The organism is Streptomyces sp. CRN 30 (assembly GCF_034105845.1).
Genome location: NZ_JAVRHI010000136.1, coordinates 1 through 12,338, shown reverse-complemented (window position 1 = coordinate 12,338; position 12,338 = coordinate 1). Strand labels below are relative to the sequence as shown.

At 72.5% G+C, this 12,338-nt stretch carries 11 protein-coding genes; 1 reads left to right on the top strand and 10 read right to left on the bottom strand.

Going from position 1 to position 12,338, the window contains the following annotated elements; genetic code table 11:
- On the top strand, positions 1-270 hold a 270-nt coding region (locus UW392_RS13115; RefSeq protein ID WP_320775121.1), incomplete at its 5' end, for a response regulator transcription factor.
- Here the strand turns inward: UW392_RS13115 and UW392_RS13110 are convergent.
- From UW392_RS13110 to UW392_RS13065, 10 genes are all read right to left on the bottom strand, one after another.
- Positions 260-1,093, bottom strand: a complete 834-nt coding sequence (locus tag UW392_RS13110; RefSeq protein ID WP_320775120.1) for a triphosphoribosyl-dephospho-CoA synthase — start codon at positions 1,091-1,093, stop codon at positions 260-262. The genes UW392_RS13115 and UW392_RS13110 overlap by 11 nt on opposite strands.
- A 23-nt stretch (positions 1,094-1,116) precedes the next feature.
- Entirely contained in the window at positions 1,117-2,085 is a 969-nt protein-coding gene (locus UW392_RS13105) for an intradiol ring-cleavage dioxygenase (RefSeq protein ID WP_320775119.1), read from the bottom strand.
- 53 nt (positions 2,086-2,138) lie between these two features.
- Positions 2,139-3,629: a sensor histidine kinase gene (locus UW392_RS13100; protein ID WP_320775118.1), complete on the bottom strand. Its 1,491-nt coding sequence runs from the start codon at positions 3,627-3,629 to the stop codon at positions 2,139-2,141.
- Positions 3,630-3,729: 100 nt separating this feature from the next.
- The gene (locus UW392_RS13095) at positions 3,730-4,494 is read right to left on the bottom strand and encodes a response regulator transcription factor (RefSeq protein WP_320775117.1); all 765 of its coding nucleotides are present in this window, start codon (positions 4,492-4,494) and stop codon (positions 3,730-3,732) included.
- Between the two features lie 114 nt (positions 4,495-4,608).
- On the bottom strand, positions 4,609-5,721 hold the full coding sequence (locus tag UW392_RS13090) for a class I SAM-dependent methyltransferase (protein ID WP_320775116.1): 1,113 nt from the start codon (positions 5,719-5,721) through the stop codon (positions 4,609-4,611).
- A gap of 124 nt (positions 5,722-5,845) precedes the next feature.
- The gene (locus tag UW392_RS13085; protein ID WP_320775115.1) at positions 5,846-6,838 is read right to left on the bottom strand and encodes a methyltransferase; all 993 of its coding nucleotides are present in this window, start codon (positions 6,836-6,838) and stop codon (positions 5,846-5,848) included.
- Positions 6,835-7,593 (bottom strand): alpha/beta hydrolase, encoded by a 759-nt coding sequence (locus tag UW392_RS13080; RefSeq protein ID WP_320775114.1) that lies wholly within the window; start codon positions 7,591-7,593, stop codon positions 6,835-6,837. The genes UW392_RS13085 and UW392_RS13080 overlap by 4 nt, the downstream gene beginning before the upstream one ends.
- A gap of 53 nt (positions 7,594-7,646) precedes the next feature.
- A complete protein-coding gene (locus UW392_RS13075; RefSeq protein WP_320775113.1) occupies positions 7,647-10,841 on the bottom strand; it encodes an amino acid adenylation domain-containing protein in 3,195 nt (1,064 codons plus the stop codon).
- Between the two features lie 16 nt (positions 10,842-10,857).
- Positions 10,858-11,070, bottom strand: a complete 213-nt coding sequence (locus tag UW392_RS13070) for an MbtH family protein (RefSeq protein ID WP_320775112.1) — start codon at positions 11,068-11,070, stop codon at positions 10,858-10,860.
- Between the two features lie 52 nt (positions 11,071-11,122).
- On the bottom strand, positions 11,123-12,338 hold a 1,216-nt coding region (locus tag UW392_RS13065), incomplete at its 5' end, for an alpha/beta fold hydrolase (protein WP_320775111.1).

Genomic DNA, 12,338 nt, shown 5'->3' with positions numbered 1-12,338 from the left:
TGGGCGCTGCGCGCCCGGGGGGAGGTCGCGGCAGCCGGCCACCGCGGTCCGCACAACACGGGGACGCCGCCGCTCGCCCTGCTCACCCCGCAGGAGCTGCAGGTGGCCCGCGCCATCGGCGAGGGCCTCAGCAACGGCGAGGCCGCCGCGTCCCTGTTCCTCTCCCGCAAGACCATCGAGTCCCACCTGACCCGCGTCTACCGCAAACTGGGCGTCCGCTCCCGCTCGGACCTGGCGAGGTGCCTGGCGCGGGCGGGGGTCACGGGGTGAGCCGGCGGGGCGGGGCGGGCAGGGTGTCCAGGAAGAGCGCTCCGGCGAGCAGGCCCGCGCTGCCCCGGGGGCTCCAGCCGCGTGCGGTGAGGTCGGCGTCGAGGGCGGTGAGTGCCTCGTCGCCGGCGGCGGTCGCGGTGCCGCCCGCCTCCAGGACGGCGCGGGCGCCGTCGTGCACGTGGCGCAGGCCGTGCGGCCCGGCGACGTGGAGCAGTTCGCTGTCGCGGAGGGTCGACATCACGGTCAGGAGGGCGTCGAGGCGGGCCCGTTCCTCGGGGACGCCCGCCTGCCGGGACGCGGCCAGCGCCCGGAGTGCGCCGCGCACATGGGGGAAGCCGGCGCGTGCCTCGCCGCGTGCGCCGGCCGCGCCGTACTTGACGGACATCGCCGAGCCCCGTGTGGCCCTGCGGGGCGCGCCGGAGTCGGAGTGCCGGACGATCCGCCCGGCGGCCGCGGCGACGTCGTCGCCCGTCGCGGACGGATCGAGCGCGGCGCCCGCGACCAGCAGGCCGAGGGTCCACAGGGCGCCCCGGTGACCGCCGCCCGCCAGCCGGAGCGAGTGCTCGGCGCACCGGCCGATCGCCCCGAGTTCCGCGCGGAGCGGGGCGGTGGGCCGGCCGGTGCGGCGGGCGGCGGCGGCCATCGCGGTGAGGCCGGGGAGCAGGGCCTTGGCCGACCAGCGCAGCGCCCGGTGATCCGTGCGGGTGGCGGGCGCAGCGAGGTCACGGGGGTCGGGCAGTCCGGGCTTGGGGGCCAGGGACAGCTGTGCCGTCAGGGCGGACACGGCGCTCTCCGCGAGTTCGGCGTCGCGACGGTCGGTCATGGCGGCCTGCCGGGACCGCGGACCTACGAGGCCGGCGTCGACGGCGCTGCCGACGTCGACGCCGATGCCGATGCCGACGGCGAGGGCGCGCCGGGCATCGGGGCGTCGTCGCCGTCGTGGGTGGCCTCCGGGTCCACACCGACCGTGATCGACGCGTGGACCCCCTTCGCGACGCGTTTCTTGTGGTAGCGCAGGGCGAGCAGGCCGCCGGTGGCACCGCTCTGGTCGTAGATCATGTCTTCGGTGAGGGTCACGCGGGTCACGGTGCTGGTGGCGTACGGCTCCAGCTCGGCGACGGCGAGGACGGCCTCCTCCTCGAAGTAGAACTGGCCGGTGTGGCAGGTGTGTCCGCCCTCGTAGCCGTCCTTCGTCCAGGCTCCGTCCACGTGCACCTTGGTGTGGATGTGCACGGCCCGGCCCTGGTACCACCCCGGGAAGACGGTGGTGAACCGCGCCGTGCCCCGGTGGTCGGTGCGCCAGGTCCCGCGCAGGTAGCGCTCGTCGTCCGTGGGTTCCTGGTGCATGCCACCGCCGCCGCCCGGCGGCAGGTCGGTGGGCGTGCCGGTGGGGTCGCCGGTGGGCGCGGGGCCGCCCGGCAGGGTCGAGCCGACGGACTCGTAGCCGGAGTAGACGCCCAGCGCGTCGCAGTGCCAGATGTCGACGGCCGCGTTCCGTACGGGCTCGCAGGTCTCGGAGTCGATGACCTTGACGGTGAGGGTCAGGGGGACGCCCTCCCGGTCCTCGGTGACGTCCGTGCGGATCTTGTCGGCGTCGATGTAGTAGGGCCCCTCGATCGCCTCCGAGCTGAGCCGGTAGCAGGACTCGCCGCCGCCGGTCGTCGCCTCCCGCGGCCGGGCCTGCTGCTCGTCGGCGAGGGCGGTGGAGGCCAGGACGCTCCCGGTGCCGGCCACGGCCACCGCGGCGCCGCCGGCCACGAGCACCTGTCGCCGGGAGGCGGAGCCCCTCTCCTGCTTCGGGTCTTCCTGAGTCATCGCCGTCCACTCCCTTCGCGGGGGCCGGTCACCGGTGACCGGCCGACGGCGACTCACTTTCGTGGACCTACCTGAAACGAAACTGAAACGGAGTGCTGTCCGGTGTCCCCGGTGCCCACCGGCTCCCGCCCGCACCCTTGTGACCAGCACGTCTGTGGAGCGTCCAGGGGCAGCGACACGGTGAACTCGGTGTCGCCCGGCACGCTGCGCGCGTCGAGCCGGCCGCCGTGCGCCCGGGTGATGGCCGCGGCGATGGCGAGCCCCAGACCGGCGCCGCCCGTCCGGTCGGCGGCGCTGCGGGACCGGGAGGCGTCGGCGCGGGTGAAGCGTTCGAAGACCTGGGGAAGGAGCGCGCCGGGAATGCCGGGACCGTCGTCGTGGACCCGGATCAGGCAGTGGGTGTCCGTGGTCCACGCCGTCACGGTGATCCGCGTACCGGCGGGGGTGTGCGCGCGGGCGTTGCCCAGCAGGTTGGCGAGGACCTGCTGGAGCCGGGCGTGGTCGCCGACGACGCTCACGGAGGCGTCGAGGCGCAGGAACACCTGCCACGACCGGTCGCCGCCGGCGGCGCGGGCGTCCCAGACGGACTCGGCGACCAGGGTCGCGACGTTCACCTCGGCCAGCTCCAGCGGCCGGCCCTCGTCGAGATGGGCGAGAAGCAGCAGGTCGTCCACCAGTCCGGTCATGCGCGCCGACTGCGCGGTGATCCGCTCCCAGGCGCGTTCGGCTGTGACCTGTCCGGTCCCGCCGGCCATGAGCTGGGCGTAGCCGGCGATCGAGGCGAGCGGGGTACGCAGTTCATGGCTGGCGTCGGCGAGGAGGCGCCGCATCCGCTCCTCCGTGTGCCGGCGTTCGACGAGGGACTTCTCCACGTGCTCGATGAGCCGGTTGAGGGCGAGGCCGACCTGGCCGGTCTCCGTGCGCGGGTCGGTGTCCTCGGCGGGCACCCGGCACAGGCCGGTGACCTCGCCGCGGTCCAGTGGAATCCGGGTCGCCTCGGCGGCGGTGGCGGCGACCCGGCGCAGCGGCCGCAGTCTGCGCCGGACGACGACCGCGCACACGGTGCCGGAGAGGGTGAGTCCGACTACGGCGATCACCGCCTCGACCGCCATGAGGGCGTGGTTCATGCGCTCCACGTCGGCGGTGGGGAGACCGGCGAGCACGGGCACCTCCCCGTCCCCGAGCACGACGAGCCGGTAGTCGCCGAAGCCGGGGACCGCCAGGGTGTGCCGCGCGCCGTCCGCGGGGACCTCCTCCAGGGCGGTGCGCTGCGCGGTGGAGAGGGACCGCTGGTGTCCCGCGTCCGTGACCACCGCGGCGGCGACGACGTGGCCGTCCCGGTCGAGCCGGGCCGCGAGGGTCCCGGCGGTCTGCCCGCCGATCTTGAGGAAGCCCAGGTTGCGGAGGTCGCCCGCGTACTGGTCGAGGGCCCACTGGCAGCGCTCGGCGGCTTCGGTGACCCGCTCGTCCAGGTCCCGCATGAGGAAGTCGCGCTGAACCATCGCGGTGGCGGCGGCCGTGGTGCCGCAGACGAGGACGAGCATCACGGAGAGGAAGACGACCAGTTGCGTCCGCAGGGACCGGCCTCGGTGCCGCGGCCATGGTGCGTGCCGGTCATGCGGACGAGACCCCGATGCGTGCCGGTCACGGCGCCACGGCATGTCCGGCCCCCGCCGTCGGCCGGAGAGTGTAGCCGAGCCCCCGCACAGTGTGCAGCATCGGCGCCCGCCCCTTGTCGATCTTCGACCGCAGACTGTAGACGTACACCTCGATCAGGTTGCCCTCGCCGTCGAACGAGCTGTTCCAGATGTGGTCGAGGAGCTGCGCCTTGCTGAACACCTGCCGGGGGCTGCCCATGAGGAACCACAGCAGGTCGAACTCCTTGGTGGTCAGTCTGACGGGCGTGCCACCGCGCCACGCCTCCCGGCTGCCCTCGGACAGCACCAGGTCGCCCAGCCGCCGGACGCGTTCGCGCCCACCGGTCCCGCCGTCGGCGTCACCGGTGCCGGTGCCGGTGCCCGCGCGGCGCAGCAGCCCGCGTAGCCGCAGCACCACCTCCTCCAGGGCGAACGGCTTCGTCACGTAGTCGTCGGCTCCCGCCGACAGTCCGTCCAGCCGGTGGGCGAGGGCGTCCCGGGCGGTGAGCATGAGGATGGGTAACTCCGCGCGCTCCGAGCGCAGTCGGCGCAGTACGTCCAGGCCGTCGAGGTCGGGGAGCATCCAGTCCAGGACGACGGCGTGCGGCGCGCACTCCCGTGCGAGACGGACGGCCTTGTGCCCACCGCCGGCGACGTACGGCCGCCAGCCGTTGTCGGTGACGGCGGCGGACAGCAGCGCCGACAGCTCCGGCTCGTCGTCGACGATGAGGACGCGGACGAGGGGGTCGGGGGTGACACCTTGTCTCTGCATCCCCTCATCGTCTGTTCCGAAGCTGTCGTGACCCTGTGAATCCGTGGACGTCGGCGGTGCACGCAGACGCCTCCCGGCCGTCGCGCGCCTGACGGCCGTGCCACCCACGTGCGGTCAGGCCCGGCCCGCGAGCAGTACCCGGTGCATCGGTGTGTCCAGCAGGGCCGTGCGGCGCAGCCCCGCGTCGGCGAGCCACTGGTCGTAGTCCTGGACCGTGTAGGCGTCGCCGCCGCCGGTGGCCAGCATGGACGCCGCGAACAGCCGGGAGAACCGGTTCTGGTTGTTGGCGCCGCCGGCGTCCTCGTCGACGATGTGGTCGACGATCGCGATGAGGCCGCCGCCGGTGAGCACCTTGGCGGACTTCAGCAGCAGTTCGTGTGCCGACTCGGGTGTCTGCAGGTGGAAGATGTTGACGAACAGGGCGAGGTCGGCGCAGCTGCCCCAGCCGTCGGCCCAGAAGTCGGCGGTGAGCGGCTCGAACCGGTCGGCGACGCCGAGCCGTTCGGCCTGTGCGACGGCGATCTCGATGATCCTCGGGGCGTCGAGGCCCCGCGCCCTCAGCCGCGGGAACGCTTCCAGGAGCAGATGGCTGTAGATGCCGGTGCCGCAGCCGACGTCCAGCAGGGTGGCCTCGGCGTCCTGGCCCCAGCCGTGCTCGCGCAGGGCCGCGGCGAGCACGGCGACGACCGGCGGGGCCCAGAAGTTGATGCCGCGGGCCAGGGCGGCGTAGTCCTCCTCGGATATCTGGTTGACCTGGGCGCCGCCGAGAGCACCGCGGGCGCCGTCGCGCACGTTGTCAGCGAGGTGACGCCATGCGTGCCAGGCGATGTTCCGGTCGTGGGTGATCTTCCCGGCCAGACTGAACAGACCGTCGTTCGCGAAGACGCCGCGCATGGCGGCCGGCAAGGTGTAGACGGCCTGGCCGTCGGCGCCCCGCTCGCGCCGGAGGATGTCATAGGCGTGCAGTCCGTCCAGCAGTACGCGGGTGGCACGCAGATCGGTGCCGAGGGTCTCGGCGAGGTGAGCGGCGGTGCGCGGGCCGGCACCGAGAGCGGTGAACACGCCGAGGTCCTGGGCGGCCTCGATGACTCCGGGCGCCCACATGCCGATCAGGTGCTCGTAGACACGGTGGGTGGCGCGGGCCTCGGAGTCGTCGGCGGACAGCAGTCGCGTGTCGACGAGCGGGGTGTGGTTGACGGAGGCGGTGAGGTCGACGGGCCCGGTCATGTCGGGTCAGCTCCTCTGGCCGGTGAGGAGTTCGAGCCCGTGGTGTGGCGTGCCGTTCATCGAGGAAGCTCCGTTCTGCTGCATGACGTGTTGTTCATCCGTGGGACTGCGCCCACCATGGCGACTACCTCTTGTGGCCGATCACCAAGTGCTTCTCGCCGCCGGCCCTGCGCACCTCGCAGTCGGCGAATCCGGCCCGCTCCAGCAGGGCGATGAACTCGGCGCCCGTACGGTGCTTCCCGGCCATCTCGATGTGCATCACCAGGTTCATCGCGGCGGTGGCCAGCGGACCGCTGTGGTCGTCCTCGAAGAGGCGGTCCATGATGAGGACCCGGCCGGGCCCCTCACACGCCCGGTACGCCTTCTCCAGCAGCATGACGCAGGTGGCGTCGTCCCAGTCGGAGAGGATGTACCCGAAGGCGAGGCAGTCGCCGTGCGGGAGTTCGTCCGTGAAGAAGTCGCCGCCGACGAAGCCGAGGCGGTCGGCAACCGGTTGTGCCTGGGCGTCCTCGCCGATCAGGGGGCCGACCATCGGCATGTCGAAGACGGTGGCCCGCAGGGCCGGGGCGTCGAGCAGCGCCGCCACGGCGAACGGGCCGGTGGCCCCGCCGACGTCCACCAGATGCGTCGTCCCCGCCATGCCGGCCAGGGCGGCGAGTTCCTGCGACATGCCGAAGCTCAAGTCCCACATGGCGCGCATGAAGGCCCGCAGCGACTCGGTGTCGCGGTACACGTCGTCGAACGGGGACGCCTCCGTGGCCGGCTTGCCCTCGGAGAGGTAGGTGTCCAGGCGGCCGAGGCGGCCCGAGGTCTCCAGCGTGAGGTGCTCGATGAAGCCGCCCAGGTACCGGGGGCCGCGACGGTCGAGGAACGGCGCCGCGTCAGCGGTCACCGAGTACTTCCCGCCCGCCGCGCGTTCCACGACGCCGAGGGAGGTCATGACCAGCAGCATGCGCTCCAGGGTGTCCTGGTCGATGCCGAGGCGCTCGGCGAGGCACTCGACGGTGTCCGGGCCGTCCTCGATGAGGCGGGCGAACACCCCGTGTCTGACGGCGCTGTGGAGCACCGGGGTGGAGACGAGTCCGTAGACGGCGTTCTCAAGCGCACTGGGCATCATCGGTCCTGCTCCTCGATCACGTCGATTTCTTCCACCAGTCGGGCCAGCTCCCGCGCATGGCTGACGTGCGAGGCGTGACCCGCGCCGGAGATCTCGGCGAACCGGCCGTGCGGCAGAAGCTCGGCGAGCCGCTGTGCCACGACCCTGTGGTGCGTGGCCGACCGGGAACCGGCCGCCACCACGGTAGGGACGGGAAACGTCACCGGGTCGAAGCTCGGGACGTCGACGGCGGGGTCCGTCATCTCGGCGATGAGGGCCGTCCCGTCCGCGGCCAGGTCGGACGGCCGCGCGCGTGCCACGTGCAGCCGGCCCGCCGGCCCCAGGACCTCGGCGAGCATGGCCCGTGCCGCCTGCTCCGGCCCACCCTCCGCGGCGCCGCGCACGGCCTGTTCCCAAGGGTCCTCGGCGGGCCACCAGGGCAGCCAGCGCACCGGGGGTTCGACGGCGACGATCCCGGCGACACACGACGGGTCCGCGGCGGCGGCGGCCATCGCCACCAGGGCGCCGTAACTGTGGCCGAGCACGAGCGGCGTCACGTCCAGTTCGGCCAGGGCCGCGCGAAGGTCGCGCACGTGCACCTGGTGGTCGACGTCCGCGCCTCCGAGCGCTCGGGATCTGCCCCAGCCGCGCCGGTCGTAGCCGAGGACCGGACGGTTTCGCAGGTGGTCGGCGACCCGGCGGAACGCGTCGCTGCGGTCGAGGGTACCGTGCACGATCATCACGGGCCGGGCGTCCGCGCCCGTCCCGTCTTCCATCACACCGACCACCGGTCGCGCCTGATCGGTGCCGGTCCGTATCGCTCTGCCGTTCACTGAGCCTCTCGCCCCTCGCTCACGAGCCGTACCAACCCGGCCAGGGTCGGCTGGTCGAGCAGTCGCTGTACGTCGAGGACCACGCCGAAGCGTTCCTCGGCGGCCGCCATGAACTCGGCCATGGCCAGCGAGTCGCCGCCCGCGGAGAAGAAGTCGGTGTCCAGCTTCACGCGGACCTGCGGCACGCGCAGGCACGACGAGAACAGCTGGGCCAGCTCCCATGTGATGCGGGTGGCCTTTCCGCCGGGGTCCGGCACGGGTGCGGCGGGTACGGACACGGCGGGTACGGATACGGCGGGTACCGCGCGTACCAGAGCCGGGGCCGGTACCGGAACTCCGTTCCCGGGCGTCACCGTCTCGGGCTTCTCCCCCACCTTCCCGTTCGAGGTGAGCGGCAGCCGGTCCGTGACGGTGAACGTCGCCGGGATCATGCCGAGGTGCAGACGCTCGGCCAGGTGGCGACGTACCGCCGGCTCGTCCCAGGAACCGGACCGCTCGGGTACGACGTAGGCGTGCAGCCTGTTGTCACGCTCGACAGCGTGGCAGGAGGCCACGCCGGGTGCCTTCTCCAGCACGCGCTCCACCTCGTCCAGCTCGACGCGCTGCCCCCGGATCTTCACCTGGCGGTCGCGGCGGCCGACGTACTCCAGGAGGCCGTCCTCCCGCCAGACGCACTGGTCACCGCTCCGGTACATCAACCGTCCGGCCCGCCCCGCGAAAGGATCGGGCACGAACGAGTCGGCCATGAGGTCAGGGCGCCCCAGATAGCGGCCGACCCCGATACCGGCGATGTACAGCTCGCCCGGGATTCCGGGCGGCAGCAGCCGTTGTCCGTCGTCCAGGACGTAGACACGCTTGCCCGCGACCGGACGCCCGATCGGCGGGTCGTCCGCACCGGCGCACTCGTGCCAGGTGGACCAGACCGCCGCTTCGGCAGGCCCGTACAGGTTGAGGAGCCTGCGGCCCGGCGACGTCCAGCGGCGGACCAGGGCGCCGGGCAGCCGCTCGCCCGCGAAGGCCGCGATGCGCAAGTCGGGCAGCGGATCGTGCGGGAGCACCGACCACACCGACGGCGTCATGATGGCGACGCTCACCCGTCGCTCGCGCAGCAGCCGCAGGAGCGGAGGGCCGGGGGTCAGATGCGCGGTCCGCGCGACGACGAGCGTCGCCCCGCACAGCAGGGCGAGGACGACTTCGGAGACGCAGCCGTCGAAGTTCAGCGACAGGAACTGCAACACCCGGTCCCGCGGCCGGATACGGAACACCTCGCGCTGGGCGATGTGCAGGTTCGACAGCGCCTCATGGCTGTTGGCGATGGCCTTCGGCCGGCCGGTGGTACCGCTGGTGAACACGACGTAGGCGGTGTTGCCCGGCGCGACGCCGGTGATCGGCGCGGCTGAGGCCCGTACCGCCGGATCGAGTCGCACCACGTCGGCCCGGACACCCAGAGCCGCTATTCGGTCACCGGTGGCGTCGTCGGCGACGACGAGCCGGGCGGACGTCTGCTCCAGCATGGTTCTCAGGCGCTCGCCTGGGCAGTCGGCGGCGGCGAGCAGAAAGGCGCCCCCCGCCTTGGCCACGGCGAGGACGGCGACGACGAGCCGCACGGACCGCTCCATGCTGATCGCGACGACCGTCTCCGGCTCCACGCCCAGGTCACGCAGCCGGTGAGCGGCCCCGTTGGCCCATGCGTCGATGTCCGCGTACGAGTAGACGACGCCCTCGTCCTCGACCGCCGGGCTGTCCGGCGTCAGTCTGGCCCGCTCCTCGAAGAGCAGCTGCCAGCAGACCTGGGCGGCGCCGTCGTCGGCGCCGGTGTCGTTCCACTCGGTGATGATCTGGTGCCGTTCGAGATCGCTGACCGTCTTGGCCTCCGGCACCGCGTCGTCCGGCGTACGGCCGACCCACACCGCCGCCCGGTGCCGGGAACGGGTGTTGCAGTGAGGTCCCCATTCCACCGGCTGCGGGTCCGCCGACGACAGCCCGAACCGCCGGTAGCGCTCGACGAAGCCGAGAATCGCCCAGCGCGCCAGGCGTTCGGCGAACGGCGCACCGAGGCAGTAGTGCGGGCCGGAGCCGAATCCGAGGTGGCGGCCCTCGCTGCGCGCTATGTCGAAGGCGGTGGGGTCGGTGAACTTGCGAGGGTCCAGGTTGGCCGCGGCGAGCAGGACGAGAACTCCGTCCCCGCCCTTGAGGCGTGCCCCACCGATCTCGATGTCACGCACGGCATGCCGGCCCACGTACTGGCTCGACCCGTCGATCCGCAGTGTCTCGGCCACGGCGGAGTCGATGAGCGCGGGGTCCTGCCGCAGCCGCCGCAGCTGCTCCGGGTTCTCGGCGAGCAACAGCAGTCCGGTGGAGACGAGGTGCGTCAGGGTCTGATAGCCGCCGGCGACGAGGACCAGCGCGTTGGCGGCGACGAGGTGGAGCAGTTCGGCGGGCGGTTCCTTCGAGGGACCGGCCTCGGCCTCGAAGTCGTCCCGCAGAGCCGTCGCCAGGGTGGTCACGAGGTCGTCGCCGGGCGCCGCGAGGCGATCGGCGGCCAGCCCGCTCAACCCGGCGAGCGCCTTCTCCAGGAGCGGGACCGTCTCCAGGTCGGCCCGGCTCGGGAAGGTGGAGACACTGCTCAGCAGCCGCTCGTAGGAGTCGGCCCACTCGGTGAGTTCCGCACCGCGGCCCGCCATGCCGAGCAGGTGGGTCATCAGGTGCTCGGGCAGCCGTTCCGCGAAGTCCGCCACCAGGTCGATGGTTCCGGCGTCGGGCAGCGTGGCCAGTACCTCGCCGGCGATCGCCCGCAGAACCGGGTCGTGCCTGCCCATGCTGGCCGGTGAGAACTCACCGCGGAGGGCGTTCCTGATCCGGGTGTGCTCGGGCGGATCGTTGAAGAGGAACTGCGCGGACAGCATCTCCGCGGTCGGCACGATGCCGCTCATGCCGCGTGCCGCCAGGTCGTCCGGGGTGTGATGGCGTGCGGAGGAGAACACCCGGTGGTTGGCGAGGATCTCGACCGACTCCGCATACCCGGAGCAGACCCAGACGCCTCCCACCTCGTCGTAGAAGACGGGCGGAAGCTCGGAGATCGCCTCCCAGTAGAGCCGGGGGTCGGCTATGACCTCGGCGCGGCGCAGATTGTGGATGCCGTGCCGCGCACGGTCGTAGCCGGCAGCGGAACGGGGGATCGGGGACCGCACGCTCCTCCCCATCTCCTTACTTGTCGGCCATGCGCTGCGCGAGGCTGCGCGGGCGCATGTCGGTCCAGTTCTCCTCGATGAAGCGCAGGCATGCCTCGCGCGTGTCGCTCGGGTGCGCGACGGTCCAGCCCGCGGGCACGTTCACGGAGACCGGCCAGAGCGAATGCTGGTTCTCGTCGTTGACGAGCACCATGTACGTGCCGTCCGGGTTCTCGAAGGGGTTCGTCATGCCGGGCTCCTCGACTGCGTGATGGACAGGGGCTTGGTGAGAGGGGGCTTGCTCAGGGGTTCTGGTCCCGAAGGGCGCGGGAGAGGATTCCGCCCACCGACTCCAGGATGTGCGGCATCAACATGTCGTCGTGGGTGCACGGCACTCGGTGTTCGTCGACCCGTCCGGTGACGTGCGCCGTCCAGGCGTCGTGTCCCCTGCCGGGGGCGGTCCGGGCACCGTCCCGGCCCAGCGCCGCCGTCAGCAGGTGCAGGTCGCCGCGGAACACGGCCGGCATGAACGCCGCTCCGATGCCGGCGTTGTGCCGCAGCGTGTGCGCGAACGTACGGAGGTCGTCCGCCGTCAGGTGGGCCATCACCGCACCGACCTGCTGGAAGAACGCGCTCAACGCAGCCGGCGTGAGGGGCTCGTTCGCACCGCCGGTGGGGATGGTCTCAGGGTCGTAGCCGGCGTTGGCGGCGATCATCCTCAGCATCGCGTCCTCGTCCGCGGGCACCGGATCGTCGCCGTCCCCCGCTGCGGCCGGGAAGGCGTCCAGCAGCGCGAGAAGCGCGATCTCCTCGCCCTGCCGCTGCAACTGAGTGGCCATCTCGAAGGCGACGAGGCCGCCGAACGACCACCCCACGAGGTGATACGGCCCCTCCGGCTGCACCGAGCGCACCTGCTCGACATAGTCCGCGGCCATCACCGAGAGCGTGGCCGGGGGCTCCGCGTCCTGCAACAGGGTGCGGGCCTGGAGGCCGTACAGCGGGTGGCCCGGCGGCAGATGATCCTTGAGATGGTAGTAGCCCCAGCTGTGTCCGCCCGCCGGGTGGACACAGAAGACAGGCGCCCGATCCCCCTCCAGGTGCAGCGGCAGCAGGACATCGCCCTGTGCCTTCGCCGCCCCGCGCAGCCGCTCGGCGAGCCCGGCCACGGTGGGCGCCTCGAAGAAGTCCCTGGGCTGCAACTGCGCGCCGAGGGCGGCACGGATACGGCCGATGAGGCGCATCGCGAGCAGGGAGTGCCCACCGAGAGCGAAGAAGCTCGTGTCGCTGCCGACCCGGGCGATGTTCACTCCGAGGACCTCGGCGAAGAGGCCGGCGATGATCCGCTCGCGCGGGGTGCTGGGAAGACGAGTGGAAGTAGTGGTGGGGGTGTAGTCGGGTGCCGGGAGTGCTTTGCGGTCCAGTTTCCCGTTGGGTGTCAGTGGCAGTGTGTCCAGGGTGACGACGGCCGCGGGCACCATGTGATCGGGCAGGGTGAGCCGCAGCCGGTCCGAGACACTG